The following is a 16,975-nucleotide window of genomic DNA, read 5'->3' as shown; positions in this document are numbered from 1 at the left end:
CTCTGCAGGGAACGTTGCGCGCGCCATTGCCACGCCAGCGTCTCTCCGGTGCACAGGATGCCCAGGACGGCCCAACCGAACGTGTGACACAGCCAGACCGCCAAGCCAATAGGAACAAATAACAGGGCGCGGACCGTTCCCGGTCCCAGCCGCAGCCACAATGCAAATGCCAGCAGTGCGAGGGCCATCGCCAGCGAGAAGGTGAGGAAGCCCCAGGTGAACGGACGCGCGTAGATCAGGGGCAGCGCCATCACGGCAAAAGCCGTAACCCGCCCGTGGATCATGCGAGAAAGCAGCAGGATCGCGCTGCCCGCCAGGATCGGGACCAACGCCAAGGCCAATTTCAACGTGGCGGTCAATCCGAGCAGCGGATGCAGGGCTTCGACGATCAAGTCAGCGCCCAGGTTACCGATAACTTGCCAACGAAAATGGAAGAACTGCTGCAGCCACGGGTCGCCTTGTAATTCGGTTTGCAGAGCATAGCGCCCGGTATGCCCTAGCACGTCGATCATCGGTGGGGTGCGAAGGATAAGCACCGGCAGCGTAGTGAATAGCACCAACAACGCTGCGCTCGCCCAACTCTGCGGCGAACTTGCCTTGGAAGGCAGTGCAGCGGAATGCTCTCCCGCTTTCGTCGGGGCAGCACGCATCCTATCTTGCATCGTGATGCCTGATCCCAACCCGGAGACCTGCTGGCTTTGCGAACGCCCACTTGGCCGACGTGTCGAACGACACCATCCGGTTCCTAAAAGCCGCGGTGGGCGCGATACTGTTGCGGTGCATCCGATCTGCCATCGAACGCTGCACGCTACTTTCGCGAATGTTGAACTGGCGCGGCTTGGGCAACATGTGGAAGCGCTGCGCCAGAACTCTGCGATAGCGACTTATCTTCGCTGGATCGCGGGCAAACCGCCGGATTTTCACACCTCCACGGCCAAACGACGGCGTTGAGAAGCGGACGGAAAAAGCCGTGACGAGAGACACAGCAGGCCGGATGGCGGCGCCGCCGCTCATAATCAGCCGCTTGTCAGGTATCAGCCCTCGGCGTGTTCGGCCAGCACCGTAAGACCATTTGCGCCCACTTCGGCGAAGCCGCCCTGGATGCGAACTTCTTCCGGCGCGCCGTTTTCGGTGCGATAGATCTTCAAGGGACCGTCCTTGATCGTGGTCATGAACGGCGCGTGGCCCTGCAAAACGCCCATCTCACCCTCTGTGCCAGGGATGACGACCATGTGAACCTCTTCCGAGCGGACGAGGCGGGCCGGGGTCACGAGTTCGAAGTGCAGTGCCATAGTCGAATGTCCCTCGCTTTAGTTGAGGGTCCTCATGCTCCCCTCTCGTTTGCGGGAGGGGCTGGGGGAGGGCTTGTTTATCCGTAAGGGAGGGTGCCCACATGCCCTCCCCCCCGACCCCTCCCGCAGGCGGGAGGGGAGATTGTGGAAGCTCTCGGCTTTGCCGGAGCTTACGCTTCGTCAGCCAGCTTCTTAGCCTTCTCGACCGCTTCGTCGATACCGCCGACCATGTAGAAGGCGTTCTCCGGCAGGTGGTCGTACTCACCATCGACGACGGCCTTGAACGACTTCACCGTGTCTTCCAGCTGGACGAACTTGCCCGAGATGCCGGTGAAGACTTCGGCCACGTGGAATGGTTGGCTGAGGAACTTCTGGATCTTGCGAGCACGGGCGACGACCAGCTTATCCTCTTCGGAAAGCTCGTCCATGCCCAGGATCGCGATGATGTCCTGCAGGGACTTGTACTTCTGCAGCGTCTCCTGGACCCGGCGCGCAGTGTTGTAGTGATCCTGGCCAACGACGGCGGGCGCCAGCACGCGGCTGGTGGAGTCGAGTGGATCGACCGCCGGATAGATGCCCAGCTCCGAGATCGCGCGGTTCAGCGTGGTCGTCGCGTCCAAGTGGGCGAACGATGCGGCTGGCGCAGGGTCGGTCAAGTCGTCGGCGGGGACGTAGATCGCCTGAACCGACGTGATCGAGCCCTTGTTGGTGGAGGTGATGCGCTCCTGCAGCTGGCCCATGTCGGTCGACAGGGTCGGCTGGTAGCCCACGGCCGAAGGAATACGGCCCAGCAGAGCCGACACCTCGGCACCGGCCTGGGTGAAGCGGAAGATGTTGTCGACGAAGAAGAGCACGTCCTGGCCCTCCTGGTCGCGGAAGTACTCAGCCATGGTCAGACCCGACAGAGCAACACGTGCGCGGGCGCCCGGGGGCTCGTTCATCTGGCCGAATACCAGGGCGACCTTGGAGCCTTCCGAAGTGGCATTGCCCTCGGCGTCCTTGGCGATGACGCCGGCGTCGAGGAATTCGTGGTAAAGGTCGTTACCCTCGCGGGTACGCTCACCCACACCAGCGAAGACGGACACGCCGCCGTGGCCCTTGGCGATGTTGTTGATCAGTTCCTGGATCAGCACGGTCTTGCCGACGCCGGCGCCGCCGAACAGGCCGATCTTGCCGCCCTTCGCGTAGGGCGCCAGCAGGTCGATGACCTTGATGCCGGTGACCAGGATCGACGCTTCGGTCGACTGATCGATGAACGGGGGAGCCTCGGCGTGGATCGGCGCATGCATGTCCGAACCGACCGGGCCACGCTCGTCGATCGGATCGCCGATTACGTTCATGATGCGGCCCAGCGTCTTGGGGCCGACCGGCACGGTGATCTGCGCGCCGGTGCTCGACACGTTCTGGCCACGCGTCAGGCCGTCGGTGCCATCCATCGCGATGCAACGCACGGTGTTCTCACCAAGGTGTTGCGCGACTTCCAGGACGAGCTTGTTGCCGTTGTTCTCGGTGACGAGCGCGGTGAGGATCGGAGGCAGTTCGCCTTCGAAGCTCACGTCGACGACGGCGCCGATGACCTGGCTGATCTTGCCGCCAGACGTCATGTTAGGTGTGGTCTGGTTTAGCACTGGGGCGGTTGCCATGTTCGTTTCCTTGCCTTCGGGTGCTTAGAGCGCTTCGGCGCCAGCGATAATTTCGACGAGTTCGGTGGTGATCGCGGCCTGGCGGCTGCGGTTGTATTGGATGGTCAGGGCCTTGATCAAGTCGCCCGCGTTGCGCGTGGCGTTGTCCATCGCGGTCATCGACGCGCCTTGCTCGGACGCCATATTCTCCAGCAGCGCGCCGAAGATCTGGGTCTTGAGGTAGCGCGGCAGCAGGGCGGCAAGGATTTCCTCTTCGTCCGGCTCGTATTCCACGACTGCGCCCGCATCGGTCTTCGCCGAAGCGGCCTTGGGAGCCGGAACCGGGATGATCTGCTGCTCGGTCGGTTCCTGCGTCAGCGCGTTCTTGAACTTCGAGAAGAACAGGTGCGCCACATCGAAGCGGCCATCTTCATACAGCTTTACCAGCTCGTCGGCGATCTTCTCGGCCTCGTTGAAGCCGGGAGTGCGCACGTCGGTGGTGTCGAACGACTGCAGGATCGCCTTGGGATAGTTCCGGCTGATCACCGCGCGACCCTTGCGTCCGATCAGATAGAACAGGACGGACTTGCCTTCGGCTTCCAGGCGGCGCGCAGCAGTCAGCGCGGCCTTGACGATGTTCGAGTTGAACGCGCCGGCCAGGCCCTTGTCCGAGTTGGCGACGACCAGCAGGTGCACGCTATTCGCGCCGGTCCCGGCCAGCAGGCGCGGGCTGTTGTCAGTCACCGTGATCTTGCTGGACAGCGAGGCCATGACTTCGGCGAGACGCTGGGCGTAGGGACGCCCGGCCTCTGCCGCAGCCTGTGCCTTGCGCAGCTTCGCCGCCGCGACCATCTGCTTGGCCTTGGTGATCTTCTGGGTCGACTTGACCGAGTTGATCCGGCCTTTGAGTTCCTTCAGCGAAGCCACTCTTGGTACTCTCCAATTCGTCGCCCCGGAGGTGATCCGGGGGCCCGCTGTTCCGACCGCTGCGGCGAGCGGGACCCCGGCTCAAGGCCGGGGTGACGGCTTAGGCGATTAGGCGAACTGCTTGCCGAACGCTTCAAGCGCTGACGCCAGCTTCTTGGGCGTCTCGCCCTCGAACTTGCCCGTGTCACGGATTTCAGCCAGCACGGCGGGGTGCTCGGAATGCAGGTAGCTGAGCATCTCAGCCTCGTACTGCGTCACCTTTTCGACGGGCAGCTTGTCGAGATAGCCGTTGGTGCCGGCGTAGATCGAGGCGACCTGCTCTTCCATGGTCAGCGGCGAGAACTGCTTCTGCTTGAGCAGTTCGGTCAGGCGCGCGCCGCGGTTGAGCAGCTTCTGGGTCGAGGCATCGAGGTCCGAGCCGAACTGCGCGAACGCGGCCATTTCGCGATACTGCGCCAGCTCCAGCTTGATCGAGCCGGCGACCTTCTTCATCGCCTTCGTCTGGGCCGAACCGCCGACGCGGCTGACCGAGAGGCCGACGTTGATGGCCGGACGCACGCCCTGATAGAACAGGCCGGTTTCGAGGAAGATCTGACCGTCGGTGATCGAGATCACGTTCGTCGGAATGTACGCCGAAACGTCGCCTGCCTGGGTTTCGATGATCGGCAGCGCGGTGAGCGAGCCAGCACCAAAATCGTCGTTCATCTTTGCGGCGCGCTCAAGCAGGCGGCTGTGCAGGTAGAACACGTCGCCCGGATAAGCTTCGCGGCCCGGAGGACGACGCAGCAGCAGCGACATCTGGCGATAGGCCACAGCCTGCTTGGAAAGGTCGTCGAACACGATAACGGCGTGCATGCCGTTGTCGCGGAAGAATTCGCCCATCGCGGCACCGGTGTAAGGTGCGAGGTACTGCAGCGGCGCGGGCTCCGAAGCGGTGGCGGCGATGACGATGGAGTATTCCATCGCGCCGTTCTCTTCGAGCTGGCGGACGATCTGCGCCACGGTCGAGCGCTTCTGGCCGACGGCGACGTAGATGCAGTAGAGCTTCTTGCCCTCGTCCGTGCCCTGATGATCGCCCTTCTGGTTGATGAAGGTGTCGATGGCGACGGCGGTCTTGCCGGTCTGGCGGTCACCGATGATCAACTCGCGCTGGCCACGGCCCACAGGAACGAGGGCGTCGATCGCCTTCAGGCCGGTCTGCACAGGCTCGTGCACCGACTTGCGCGGGATGATGCCGGGCGCCTTGCTTTCAACGCGGGCGCGCTTCTCGGAGACGATCGGACCCTTGCCGTCGATGGGGTTGCCCAGCGCGTCGACCACGCGGCCGAGCAGGCCCTTGCCGACGGGAACGTCGACGATGGTGCCGGTGCGGCGAACGCTGTCGCCTTCCTTGATGGTGGAGTCAGAACCGAAGATCACGACACCGACGTTGTCGGCTTCGAGGTTCAGCGCCATGCCCTGGATGCCGCCGTTGAATTCGACCATTTCGCCGGCCTGGACGTTGTCGAGGCCGTGGATGCGGGCGATGCCGTCACCCACCGAGAGCACGGTGCCGACTTCGGAGACCTGCGCTTCGGTGCCGAAGCTGGCGATCTGGTCCTTGATGACCTTCGAAATTTCTGCGGCGCGGATGTCCATAGGGTTTTCCTTCTTAGCCCTTCATGGCCTGGGCGAGCGAATTGAGACGAGTGCGGATCGAGCTGTCGATGCGCTTGGAGCCGATCGTGACGACCAGTCCTCCCAGCAGCTCAGGATCCACGCTGGTGCGGATTTTGACGTTGCGGCCTTCGCGCGCTTCCAGCTTCTGGCGAAGCTGTTCGATCTGGCCTTCTTCGAGCGGATGCGCCGAGGTGACCTGTGCCGTCGCTTCACCGCGTTGCGCAGCAGCGATCGTGTGAAAGGCGCGGATGATCTCGGGCAGGGCGGACAAGCGGCGATTGCCGGCCAGCACGCCCAGGAAGTTCTTGGTCAGGTCCGACAGGCCCAGCACCGGCGCAATCGCATTCATGATGCGTGCGGCGTCAGCGCGGCTGACCTGGGGATTGCGGATCAGCGATCCAAAATCGTCGCTTTCACGGATTGCGGCCTCGATCCGATCAAGATCGGCCTCTACCGCGGTGACAGTGCCATTCTCGCTCGCAAGATCGAACAGGGCTGACGCGTAGCGCCCTTGCAGACTGGCCTTGATTCCGCCGGAATTCTCCACGCGTGTCGTATCCTTGCATCAAGTGGCGTACTGGTTCGCAAGGGGCGCGTCAGCGACTAGCGCGAAACCGCGATCGAACGTCCCCCAGACGGGGGGCGCATAGCGACGATTTCCCGACACTGCAAGGGACCGGGGTCGGGCTGGGGAAAGAAGCTCCGAAACCCAGGCAGTGGCGCTATTTCAAGGGTATGGCCACTTTGAACGCAAGCTGCGGGAGGCATGACGAGGGATTCGCGGCTACACCATCACATATGAATGCAGCCGATTCTCCTGAAGATATCGCGACGGCGAAGGACCCCATCGACGATGAGGCGGCCTGGCGGGCGGTCCTGGCGCGCGACAAGGGGTTCGATGGCCTTTTCGTTACGGGTGTGCACTCTACCGGCATATATTGCCGGCCCTCTTGCGCAGCCCGGCATCCTTCGCGGCACAACGTGCGCTTCTACAGGGATGGGCGAGAGGCGCAGGCGGCAGGCTTGCGACCGTGCAGGCGGTGCCGGCCGAATGACGTTGCGCGTGACGAGGCTGCGGTGGCGCACGCGATCGCGCTGCTCAACGGCGGCGAAGAGGGGCTGTCGCTGGCCGCTTTGGCGCTAGCGACCGGGTATTCGCCCACGTATTTCCAGCGGGTATTCAAGCGTTCGGTCGGGCTAAGTCCTGCAGCGTATCTCAGGGCGCACAAGCTGGAGCGAGCCGAGCGGGCCTTGCGGGATGGCGCCAAAATCACCGATGCGATCTACGCGGCGGGCTATAGCGCGCCGTCGCGGTTCTACGAAGCAAGCGAAAGGAGATGGGGCATGTCGCCTTCGGTTTGGCGCGATGGCGGGATGGGCGTAACCATCCGCTGGGCGGTGGTGGCGACCACGCTGGGGCAGATGCTGGTCGCGGCGACGGACAAGGGCGTGTGCCGGCTGTCTTTTGAGGAGGGGCCGGAAGCACTGGCGCGGCGTTTCCCGCGCGCGGACCTGATAGAAGGCGATGCGGCATTCGCGGCATTTCTGGCTGAGGTGGTCGCCGTGGTCGAGGATCCGGGTGAAGCGCACGCCATCCCGCTTGATGTCCAAGGCACCGCGTTCCAGGAAGCGGTCTGGCGTGAACTGCAACGTATCCCCAAGGGCGAGACGCGCAGCTATGCCCAGATCGCCGCCGCCGTGGGCAAGCCGGCCGCAGTACGGGCGACAGGCTCTGCCAATGGCGCGAACAACGTGGCGGTGCTGATCCCGTGCCACCGTGTGTTGCGCACGGATGGCACGCTCGGCGGCTATGCCTATGGGCTGGATATCAAGCGCGAGTTGCTGCGGCGAGAGCGAGATTAGAGGGTGATCGGGGCGGGATGAAGCGCGGCGCCGCAATCTAATCCCGCGCCCAGCCCTTTCTCGCAGGCACCAGATTGTCCAGCACCGCCTCCGCGCTGGCGAGGTAGTCCTTGCGTTTGTCCGCGTCCATGCGATCCCAGGTGCCATAGACCCGGTTGATCCGCATGTTCTTCTCCAGCAGCTTTCGATTCCGCACCAGGAAGTGCCAGTACAGCGGGTTGAACGGACAAGCGTCTTCGCCGGTTTTCTTGCGAACGTCATACCGGCACGGGCCGCAATAGTCGGACATCTTGTTGATGTAGTTCCCGCTAGCGGCATAGGGCTTGGAGGCGAGCCGGCCCTTGTCCGCCCACAGCGCCATGGCGGCCACATTGGGCAGTTCCACCCACTCGTAGGCGTCGGCATAGACGACGAGGAACCAGTCCTCGACTTCTTGCGGCAGAATGCCCGCCAGCAGTGCGAAGTTGCCCAGCACCATCAGGCGCTGAATGTGATGCGCATGGGCATTGTCCCGAGTGGACCGAACGCAATCGGCCAGGCAGCGCATGTCGGTTTGGCCGGTCCAATAGAAATCCGGCAGCGGGCGCTCCGCCTTCAGCGCGTTCGCTTCTCGCAGGCCCGGCATCTCGAACCAGTACATGCCGCGGATATATTCCCGCCAGCCGATGATCTGGCGGACGAAGCCCTCGGCGGCGTTCAGCGGCACCTTGCGCTCGCTATAGGCCTTTTCGGCGCGGCGGCACACTTCCAGCGGATCGAGGAGGCCTAGATTGATCGAGGTCGACAGCAACGAGTGGAATAGGTCATCCTCGCCATGCACCATGGCGTCCTGATAGGTGCCGAACTCGGGAAGGCGTTCCGCGATGAACTTGTCGAGCGCCTTGTTCGCCTGCTTCGCGGTGACCGGCCAGCGAAAGCGATCCAGACTGCCGAAGTGATTGCCGAAGCGCGATTCGACCAAGGCGATGACCTCTCGTGTCACCTTGTCCGGCGGAAAGCCCGGGGTCGGTGGCGGGTCCATCAGCATATCGGGCCCGGCGCGGTTCTCCTTGTCGAAGTTCCACTGGCCACCTTCGGGCTTCTTGCCATCCATTAGCAAGTCGGTGCGCACGCGCATGTCGCGATAGAAATTTTCCATCAGCAGCCGCTCGCGCCCCTGCGCCCAGGCGTAGAACTCTTCCTTCGAGCATAGGAAGCGATCATCCGGAAGGATATCGACGGGAATGCCGAGCGCCTTGCTCCATCCCTCCATCATCTCGGCAACGCGCCATTCACCGGATTCGACGACGCGCACGGCTTTTGCCTTGTGTCGCTTCACCGCCCGCTCGACCTCGCCGGTGAAGCTGCCGGTGTTGGCCTTGTCGTCCAGTCGAACGTAGTCGATCGTCCAGCCTTGCGCTTCAAGTTCGGCGGCGAAATGGCGCATCGCGGAGAGGATCAGGACGATCTTCTGCTTGTGATGGCGCACGTAAGTGGTCTCGTCCCAGACCTCCATCATCAGCACCACGGTGGAGGCCTTGTCGCAGCCGTCAAGGCTGGCGATCGTGCGCGTGAGCTGGTCGCCGAGGATGGGAACGAGGGTCGTCATGTGGATATCGGTAACGCGCGACAATGGCGTCGGCGGCATGCCCTTTGGGACGGGCGGGCGTTGTCGATCGTCAGCAAAGATTTGTCACAAATGGTCGCAGGCCAGAACTGTGCCGACCACTTTGCGTTTCAGGATCATTCAATAGGAGGATAACCCATGTTAAAGATCGGAGCTGCTGCTGCGCTGGTGTTGATGTCCGCCAGTCCGTCGTTCGCGGCGGGCTGTATTAAGGGTGCCGCGGTGGGTGGCGTAGGCGGTCACTTCGTCGGCAAGGGCCATGGAGTGGCGGGAGCGGCGATCGGGTGCGCGGTCGGCCATCACCACGCCAAGGTCGCGGCGCGCAAGGCGGCCAAGGCGCAAAGACACTGACCTAGTTGGGGCGGCGGCGCTTTGGCTCTGCCAGCCTGCGCTTCAACCGATCGCAATCGGCAGTCAGCGAATTCTGGTTACAGAAACCGAAAATCGAGGTGTGAGCGCGCAATCAGTGGCGGCCCTTCCATAGGCTGCATCATCCAGGCACTTAGCCACCGAAGCGAAATTCGAAGCTATAGCTGCCCGAAGAATTCCATTATCTCGAACCGAGCCGAACCCGCCCGCACCTGTCGCTGAAGTGGTTATGTCTCTGGTGAACAAGACTTGCTGATTGTCCAACCGAGAAAGTTGATAATGCAGAGTCACCGAACTGGCGTTGTGTGTCGCAATACGAAAGGGTGTTTTGCTTTCGATCCATCGTGCGGTAAGCTTGAAGCGGCTGGCTTCTGCGTTGTCTGCCAACAGGTTCATCTGGGAAAGGCTGTCACGAAAAGCCGCATTCACGCTTGATCGTTTTGCAGCCGCAATAATACCCAGCGATGAGCTCTTTATGGTCGCAGGAAGATCAGTGATGTCCCCGACTGCAACTTTCTTATATAGCGGGTGGCCTGTCGCCACAGGCTCCGGACTCTCCGGCGAAAACGGCAGGCCGATTGCAACCATGGGGATATCGGTCGTAGGCCGCACGTTGGCTGGTAGCGCGATCGCGGCGGCCGGGGCTAGGAACAAAGCTGTCAGCATTGCTTGAAGATATAGGCCGACGGTAAATAAAGTCTGGTAGTCATCAGCTCGGCATAGCTTGTCGAACTCCAAGCCTAAACAAAGCTATACGGATCGATATCGATCGCCACGCGCACGCCTTGCGGGAATTCCAGTGGTCCCAGCCACTCCTGCAGGTAGCGCTGTAGTTCTGCCGAGCGCCTCGCGTTGATCAGAAGCCGATAGCGGTAGCGGCCGCGCAGCAGCGCCATGGGCGCCGGCGCGGGGCCCAGCACGAGCATGTCGGGATGATTGGGCGCGGTGCCGCCGATGGCGCGAGCGGCGCTTTGGGCTTCGGACTGGTCCTCGCTGGAAACGATGATCGCGGCCCAGCGGCCGAACGGTGGCGCCCCGGCGTCGCGGCGGGCCTCGGTCTCGGCGGCGTAGAACGCGTCGCGGTCGCCTGAGGCGAGGGCGGAGATCACCGAGGCGTCGGGATGCCGGGTCTGGATGAGGACTTCGCCCGGCTTTTCGGCGCGGCCTGCTCGTCCGGAGACCTGGGCGATCTGTTGATAGGTTCGTTCGCCCGCGCGCAAGTCGCCGCCTTCAAGGCCAAGGTCGGCATCGACCACGCCCACCAGCGTGAGCTGGGGGAAGTGGTAGCCCTTGGTGACGAGCTGCGTGCCGACGATCACGTCGATCGCGCCTTCCTCCGCCTGCGCCACGAACCGCCCCACCGCCTCGCGCGAGTTCAACGTGTCGGAGGTGACGACCGCCACGCGCGCGTCCGGCAGCAGTTCGCCCACTTCGTCGGCGATGCGCTCCACGCCGGGGCCGCAAGCGACGAGGCAGTCGCCAGTGCCGCATTCTGGGCAGGCCTCCGGCACCGGCGTCTCGTGCCCACAGTGGTGGCAGGCCAGGCGGCTGGAGAAGCGATGCTCCACCAGCCACGCCGTGCAGTTGGGGCACTGGAAGCGGTGGCCGCAATGGCGGCACAACGTCAGCGGTGCATAGCCTCGGCGATTGAGGAACAGCAGCGATTGCTCGCCGCGCGCCAGCCGCAGCTTCATTTCATCGACCAGCCGGGGGGCGAGCCAGCGGCCGCGTTCGGGCGCTTCGCTGCGCAGGTCGACGATCTTGATCTCGGGCAGCTGGGCGCCGCCGAACCGGTCCGGCAGTTCGATGCGGGTGTAGATGCCCGCTTCGGCCAGTTGCAGAGATTCCAGCGCAGGCGTGGCGCTGGCCAGGATCACCGGCACGCTTTCGAACCGCGCGCGGATCACCGCGACATCGCGCGCGTTATAGCGCACGCCGTCGTCCTGCTTGAACGAAACCTCGTGCGCTTCGTCCACCACGATCAGGCCTAGCCTGGCATAGGGCATGAACAGCGCGGAGCGTGCGCCGACCACCACTTGCGCCTCACCCCGCACGATCGCGCGCCACGCACGGCGACGCTCGCTGGCCTTGAGCGAGGAGTGCCACAAGAGCGGCGGCGTGCCGAAGCGGCTTTCAAAGCGGCGCAGGAAGTTTTCCGTCAGCGCGATTTCGGGCAGCAGCACCAGAACTTGCCGCCCCTGGCGCAGCGCCTCGGCCACCGCTTCGAAATAGGTTTCGGTCTTGCCCGACCCGGTTACGCCATCGAGCAGGAAGGGGGCGAACTTGCCTGCCGCCACCGCCGCCACGAACGTATCCGCAGCCTCGCGCTGGCCGGGGTTGAGGACGGGCTCGGCAAAATCGGGCAAGGCGGGCGGATAGGGGCGATCGCAATCGACGACGATCGGCTCAAGCAGCCCAGCGCCGACCATGCCGCGCAGCACGCCCTCGGAGACGCTGGCCAGTTCGGCCAGTTCGCGGATCGAACCTTGTTCGCCTTGCAGCGCATCCAAGGCGGCGGCGCGCTGCGGCGTCAGTCGGGCAGGTTCTTGCCCCGTCAGGCGATATTCGGTGGTGGTGCCGCCGCCCCTCAGCGCCGCGCTGCTGCCCAGGGCCATGCGCGCCACGCTGGACATCGGTGCGCAGTAATAGTCAGCCGTCCACTCGATCAGGCGGCGCAAGGGCGCGGGCAGCGGGGGTACCGGCAGAGCTTCAAGCACCGCGCGCAGTTTTGCCTCAGGCACTTCTTTTGCGCTGAGGCGTTCTGGTTCCCAGACGATCCCGATGATCTGGCGGGGGCCCAGCGGCGCGATGACAATCGAACCCGGCTCCACCGCCATGCCCTCGGGCTTGCGATAGTCCAGCACGCCAAGGGCGGCGTTGAATACAAGAAGTCGTATGCGTTCCATCAGGGACGTGCATATAGGCACCGGGGTCCGGTTACGGGAAGGAGTTGCGTATGCGCGAAGTGAAGTCGGGGCTGTGGATGGGGACTGCGGTGAACCGGCGGGGGCTGTTGGCCGGTGGCGGCGTACTGGCTGGCCTTCTTCTGGTGGGCGGATGCACCACCGTGGGCGGCCGCGCCGCGTTTTCCTACGATGATGCGGTGCGCCGTTTGCTGGAGCTTTCGACACAGCGGGCGTTCGCGCGCCTGACCGCGCCCGATGGCTTCTGGGATAGCTCGGTCGCGCGGATCAACCTGCCGGTGTTGTTCGGCAAGCGGGGCAGCGTGATGGAGGGTATCCTGAAATCACCCGCCTTCCGGGAGCGCTTGCAGCACCGTCTGAACATCATCGCCGAGGATGGCGCTCGCGCCGCCGCGCCGCTGGTGGCGGATACCGTTCGCACGATCGGCATCCAGAACGCCGCCGCGCTGGTCACAGGCGATCCCACCGCCGCCACCAGCTTCCTGCGCGCGGAGATGGGCCCGGCGCTGGTCAATGCGATGATCCCGGAATTGAACCGCCTGATGCAGGTGGCGGACGATCCCTTGGTCGGCCAGGCGCTCTCCGCGCTGGCGGGCGTGGATCTTTCCGATGCCGCCCACGCTCTTGCGCTCAACGCCGACAACGCGATCTGGTACGAGATCGGCGCGGAGGAGGCGGAACTGCGCAAGAATCCCTCCAGCGATCCGGCTCTGGCACGCGTGTTCGCGCAACCGCGCTGAGGCATAATCCACGCTCGTCACCTGCCGCAAGGTGGGTGGCGGCGTGGACGTTTAGCAGTGCGTCAGGCTCTAGCGGCCCTGACACCCTTTCCCTATAGCGTCGCGCAAACTGGCCTATAGGGAAGCGCATCATGAAGTTCTTCGTCGACACTGCCGACACCAAGGAAATCGCTGAACTGGCCGAAACCGGCCTGCTTGATGGCGTCACCACCAACCCGTCGCTGATCGCCAAGTCCGGTCGCAACTTCATGGAAGTGACCAAGGAAATCTGCGGCCTGGTGGATGGCCCGGTCAGCGCCGAAGTGGTTGCGCTCGACCATGCCGGGATGATGCGTGAGGCGGAAATCCTGCGCAAGATCGCGGACAATGTGTGCATCAAGGTGCCGCTCACCGTGGACGGGCTGAAGACCTGCAAAAAGCTGACCGGCGATGGCACGATGGTGAACGTCACGCTGTGCTTCTCGGCCAATCAGGCACTGCTGGCGGCCAAGGCGGGCGCAAGCTTCATCTCGCCCTTCGTCGGCCGGCATGACGACAACGGCTTCGACGGGCTCGACCTGATCCGCGACATTCGCCTGATCTATGACAACTACGCGTTCGAAACCGAGATCCTGGCCGCCTCGATCCGCCACCCGATCCATGTCCTGGAATGTGCGCGCATCGGCGCGGACGTGATGACCGCCCCGCCGGCGGTGATCCACAACCTGTTCAAGCACGTGCTGACCGACAAGGGCATCGAAGGCTTCATGGCGGACTGGGCGAAGACCGGCCAGACGATCTGACGCCACGCCTCCACCTACCCCTCGTCAACCCCGCATAGGCGATAATGACGAGGGTCGGGGCTGGGGGGCGCCGAAGTGCGCGGCATCGGCACGGTATGACGAACTATGTGCAATCGGGCGTCGTCAGGCTTGCTGCCACCAACCTGACCCGTCTAGCGTTCCGCACGATATGTCCGACGAATCTCCCACAGATCGCTTCAAGTCCGTCCTCACCGGAGCCAGCCGCGCCATCGCGCATGATGCGGAGGTGGAGGTCAACTGGACGTCCGACGCACCCAGCGCCACCGGCGGCACCTTTCGCGTGCCGATGCCGGGCCGCACCTTGCCGCGTGCGGCGGCGATGCAGGCGCGCGGCTTTGCTGACAGTTTCGCGCTCAAGCTGCGCCATCATGACGAGCGGCTCCACCAACGCAATGCTCCGATAGAGCCCGCCGCGAGGGCCTGTTACGACGCGGTCGAGCTGATCCGATACGAAGCGCTGGGCGCCAACAAGTTCGCGGGGATGCGCGATAACCTCGATGCGTCGCTGGGCGTGCGGATGGGCGGCGATCCGATCACGCGCGCGACCAGCGCCGATGAAGTGCCCGTCCAGTCCGCGCTGGCGCTGCTCTTGCGCGAGCGCCTGACCGGCCAGCCCGTGCCCAAGCTGGCGCAAGGCGGCGTCGATATGGTGCGCCGCTGGATCGAGGAGCGCGCGGGCGACGATTTCGAGGCGCTGGCGGGCTCGCTGGAGGACCAGAAGGCGTTCCAGTCGCTCTCGCTCAACATGCTGCAGCACCTGGAACTCACGCGGTCCGAGCAGTTGCCGCAGGAGCCGGACGACGCCGAGGATATGGACGGCGACGAGGAGACCGAGGAACAGGAAACCGGCGACGACAAGGGTGAGGAGCAGCAGCCCAACGAAGTCGCGGCCGAACCCACGCAGGGCGAAGACGACGGCGAAAGCGAGTCCGAAGGTGAAAACTCCGACGATATGGAAGAGGGCCAGGAAGGCGAAGAGGGTGAGGAAGGCATGCTGCCTGTCCGCCCCAATCGCCCGTGGACCGACATCCCTGACACGTTCGACTACAAGGTCTTCACCGAAACCTTCGACGAGGTGGTCGGCGCGCATGACTTGTGTGACGAGGAAGAGCTGACGCGGCTGCGTGCCTACCTCGATGCGCAGTTGAAAGGCCTGCAGGGTATCGTCACCCGGCTAGCCAACCGCCTGCAACGCCGCCTGATGGCGCAGCAGAACCGTTCGTGGGATTTCGACCAGGAGGAAGGCATGCTGGATGCCGCCCGCCTTGCGCGTGTGGTCGTCTCGCCCGGCCAATCGCTGAGCTACAAGGTTGAGCGCGATGTCGAGTTCAAGGACACCGTCGTCACCTTGTTGATCGACAATTCCGGCTCGATGCGCGGGCGGCCGATCAGCATCGCCGCGATCAGCGCCGATGTGCTGGCCCGCACGCTGGAACGCTGCGGCGTGAAGGTGGAGATCCTGGGCTTCACCACGCGTGCGTGGAAGGGCGGGCAGAGCCGTGAAGCCTGGCTGTCCCATGGCAAGCCGCCTCATCCCGGACGCCTCAACGATCTGCGCCACATCGTCTACAAGAAGGCGGATGAGCCGTGGCGGCGTGCCCGCAAGAACCTGGGCCTGATGATGCGCGAGGGTCTGCTGAAGGAGAACATCGACGGCGAGGCGCTGCTCTGGGCGCACCAGCGGCTGCTCGGCCGGCAGGAGGACCGCCGCATCCTGATGGTCATTTCCGATGGCGCGCCGGTCGATGATTCCACGCTGAGCGTCAATAGCGCCGGTTATCTGGAGGCGCATCTGCGGCGGGTGATCGATTGGATCGAGCGGCAGTCCCCCGTGCAGCTGGTCGCCATCGGCATCGGCCATGACGTGACCCGCTACTATCGCCGCGCGGTGACGATCATGGACGTGGAGCAACTGGGTGGCACCATGATCGAGCAGCTTGCCGGATTGTTCGAGGAAGAATGATGGACGTCGCGGAAGCCGTCGCCAGCCGCCGTTCGATCCGCGCCTTTCAGGACAAGCCGGTCGATCTGGAAACGATCCGCCGCGTCCTGGATCAGGCGCGCATGGCTCCGTCGGGCTGCAACTTCCAGCCCTGGCGCGCCACGGTGCTGACCGGCGCGCCTCTGAAGGCGCTGCAGGCCAAGATGCTCGCCGCCCAGCCGCAGGACCCGATCGAATACAGCTTCTCCGAACCCAATGCCTCGCCGTTGCATCTCGCGCGCCTGCAAGACGTAGGCGCGCGCATGTACGGTGCACTTGATGTGAAGCGCGACGACAAGCAGGGCCGCCATGATTTTGCGCGTGACAACATCGTCTCGTTTGGCGCGCCCGTTTTGCTGCTCTGCCATTTCGAGCGGTTCATGGGTCCGCCGCAATGGTCCGACGTGGGCATGTGGCTGCAGACGATCATGCTGCTGCTGCGCGGCGAAGGGCTGGACAGCTGCCCACAGGAATGGATGAGCCTCTATGCCCGGCTGATCAAGGCCGAGATCGGCGTTCCGGATGACGAGCAGATCCTGTTTTGCGGCATCGCCATCGGCTTTCGCGATCTCGCTGCACCGGTAAACAACTTCGAGCGTCCGCGCGTGCCCCTGGACGAGCACGTGCGGTTCGACGGCTGGGAATGACGGCACTGGCTGCCGGCGAATGAGCCGCATCATCCTGGTCCATGGCGCGTGGCACGGCGGCTGGTCGTGGGAACTGATCAAGCCCCTGCTGGAAGGGCAAGGCCACGAAGTTCTGGCGCCTGACTTGCCCGGAATGGGCGAGGATGCCGCCTCGGGGCATGTCGCCACGCTGGACGAATGGGCGATGTTCATTGCGGGAATGGCCGGCGCAGGCGGGGAACCGGCTACTCTGGTCGGCCACAGCAGAGGCGGCATCGTCATCAGCCGCGCGGCTGAGCTTGCTCCACAGGCCGTCTCCAAGCTGGTCTATGTAGCAGGCGTGATGCCGCTGCCGGGCGAAACGATGGGCGCGTTGTTCAAGAACGACCCGAACGGCAGCATGGCGCAGTTTCGTTACACGCTCACCCTGTCGGAAGATGGCCGGACATCCCGTTGCACCGATCGCGACGCCGCGCGCGCCACGTTCTACACGCGCACACCCCCGGATCTGGCGGACCAGGCCTTTGCCCGCCTCAGCCCCGAGCCGACCGGTCTGAACGCCG

The 16,975-nt window shown here is 64.1% G+C and carries 16 protein-coding genes and 1 pseudogene; 7 read left to right on the top strand and 10 right to left on the bottom strand.

The window, feature by feature from the left end:
• From ACHWRX_RS01735 to ACHWRX_RS01705, 7 genes and pseudogenes are all read right to left on the bottom strand, one after another.
• Positions 1 to 560, bottom strand: a pseudogene (locus ACHWRX_RS01735) (hypothetical protein); the annotation flags it as partial.
• A 91-nt stretch (positions 561 to 651) separates the two neighbouring features.
• Entirely contained in the window at positions 652 to 1,014 is a 363-nt protein-coding gene (locus ACHWRX_RS01730; protein WP_394657860.1) for a hypothetical protein, read from the bottom strand.
• 20 nt (positions 1,015 to 1,034) lie between these two features.
• Positions 1,035 to 1,292: an ATP synthase F1 subunit epsilon gene (locus tag ACHWRX_RS01725; protein WP_183616647.1), complete on the bottom strand. Its 258-nt coding sequence runs from the start codon at positions 1,290 to 1,292 to the stop codon at positions 1,035 to 1,037.
• A 170-nt stretch (positions 1,293 to 1,462) separates the two neighbouring features.
• The gene (atpD, locus tag ACHWRX_RS01720; protein WP_394657859.1) at positions 1,463 to 2,935 is read right to left on the bottom strand and encodes a F0F1 ATP synthase subunit beta; all 1,473 of its coding nucleotides are present in this window, start codon (positions 2,933 to 2,935) and stop codon (positions 1,463 to 1,465) included.
• A 24-nt stretch (positions 2,936 to 2,959) separates the two neighbouring features.
• A complete protein-coding gene (locus ACHWRX_RS01715; protein ID WP_394657858.1) occupies positions 2,960 to 3,841 on the bottom strand; it encodes a F0F1 ATP synthase subunit gamma in 882 nt (293 codons plus the stop codon).
• A 108-nt stretch (positions 3,842 to 3,949) separates the two neighbouring features.
• Entirely contained in the window at positions 3,950 to 5,479 is a 1,530-nt protein-coding gene (atpA, locus tag ACHWRX_RS01710) for a F0F1 ATP synthase subunit alpha (protein WP_058738097.1), read from the bottom strand.
• 13 nt (positions 5,480 to 5,492) lie between these two features.
• Positions 5,493 to 6,047 carry a F0F1 ATP synthase subunit delta gene (locus tag ACHWRX_RS01705; RefSeq protein WP_183616645.1) on the bottom strand — a complete coding sequence of 185 codons (555 nt, stop codon included), beginning with the start codon at positions 6,045 to 6,047 and terminating at the stop codon, positions 5,493 to 5,495.
• Between the two features lie 251 nt (positions 6,048 to 6,298).
• Here ACHWRX_RS01705 and ada point away from each other — a divergent pair, with 251 nt between their 5' ends.
• Positions 6,299 to 7,363, top strand: a complete 1,065-nt coding sequence (ada, locus tag ACHWRX_RS01700) for a bifunctional DNA-binding transcriptional regulator/O6-methylguanine-DNA methyltransferase Ada (protein ID WP_394657857.1) — start codon at positions 6,299 to 6,301, stop codon at positions 7,361 to 7,363.
• 37 nt (positions 7,364 to 7,400) lie between these two features.
• Here the strand turns inward: ada and ACHWRX_RS01695 are convergent, their stop codons facing one another.
• On the bottom strand, positions 7,401 to 8,951 hold the full coding sequence (locus ACHWRX_RS01695) for a cryptochrome/photolyase family protein (protein WP_394657856.1): 1,551 nt from the start codon (positions 8,949 to 8,951) through the stop codon (positions 7,401 to 7,403).
• A gap of 156 nt (positions 8,952 to 9,107) precedes the next feature.
• Here ACHWRX_RS01695 and ACHWRX_RS01690 point away from each other — a divergent pair, with 156 nt between their 5' ends.
• Positions 9,108 to 9,320: a hypothetical protein gene (locus ACHWRX_RS01690; RefSeq protein ID WP_288485360.1), complete on the top strand. Its 213-nt coding sequence runs from the start codon at positions 9,108 to 9,110 to the stop codon at positions 9,318 to 9,320.
• Positions 9,321 to 9,383: 63 nt separating this feature from the next.
• Here ACHWRX_RS01690 and ACHWRX_RS01685 read toward each other — a convergent pair whose 3' ends face one another.
• Both ACHWRX_RS01685 and ACHWRX_RS01680 read right to left on the bottom strand, forming a co-directional pair.
• On the bottom strand, positions 9,384 to 10,076 hold the full coding sequence (locus ACHWRX_RS01685; protein ID WP_394657855.1) for a hypothetical protein: 693 nt from the start codon (positions 10,074 to 10,076) through the stop codon (positions 9,384 to 9,386).
• A 2-nt stretch (positions 10,077 to 10,078) separates the two neighbouring features.
• Positions 10,079 to 12,244: a primosomal protein N' gene (locus ACHWRX_RS01680; RefSeq protein ID WP_294337099.1), complete on the bottom strand. Its 2,166-nt coding sequence runs from the start codon at positions 12,242 to 12,244 to the stop codon at positions 10,079 to 10,081.
• A gap of 50 nt (positions 12,245 to 12,294) precedes the next feature.
• Here ACHWRX_RS01680 and ACHWRX_RS01675 point away from each other — a divergent pair, with 50 nt between their 5' ends.
• The 5 genes from ACHWRX_RS01675 to ACHWRX_RS01655 form a co-directional block, all read left to right on the top strand.
• Positions 12,295 to 13,002 (top strand): DUF4197 domain-containing protein, encoded by a 708-nt coding sequence (locus ACHWRX_RS01675; protein ID WP_394657854.1) that lies wholly within the window; start codon positions 12,295 to 12,297, stop codon positions 13,000 to 13,002.
• 131 nt (positions 13,003 to 13,133) lie between these two features.
• Complete coding sequence (gene fsa / locus ACHWRX_RS01670; RefSeq protein ID WP_183616641.1) at positions 13,134 to 13,784, top strand: fructose-6-phosphate aldolase; 651 nt, start codon at positions 13,134 to 13,136, stop codon at positions 13,782 to 13,784.
• Between the two features lie 169 nt (positions 13,785 to 13,953).
• On the top strand, positions 13,954 to 15,768 hold the full coding sequence (gene cobT, locus ACHWRX_RS01665; protein ID WP_183616640.1) for a cobaltochelatase subunit CobT: 1,815 nt from the start codon (positions 13,954 to 13,956) through the stop codon (positions 15,766 to 15,768).
• A complete protein-coding gene (locus ACHWRX_RS01660; RefSeq protein WP_394657853.1) occupies positions 15,768 to 16,433 on the top strand; it encodes a nitroreductase in 666 nt (221 codons plus the stop codon). The genes cobT and ACHWRX_RS01660 overlap by 1 nt, the downstream gene beginning before the upstream one ends.
• Before the next feature lie 19 nt (positions 16,434 to 16,452).
• Positions 16,453 to 16,975, top strand: a 523-nt coding sequence (locus tag ACHWRX_RS01655; RefSeq protein ID WP_394657852.1) for an alpha/beta fold hydrolase, incomplete at its 3' end; no start/stop codon positions are given.

The sequence above is a fragment of the uncultured Novosphingobium sp. genome (assembly GCF_964277725.1).
Lineage (GTDB): Bacteria > Pseudomonadota > Alphaproteobacteria > Sphingomonadales > Sphingomonadaceae > Novosphingobium > Novosphingobium fluoreni.
Note: the sequence above shows the minus strand (reverse complement) of the source record. Positions and strands in the feature narration are given on the sequence as shown.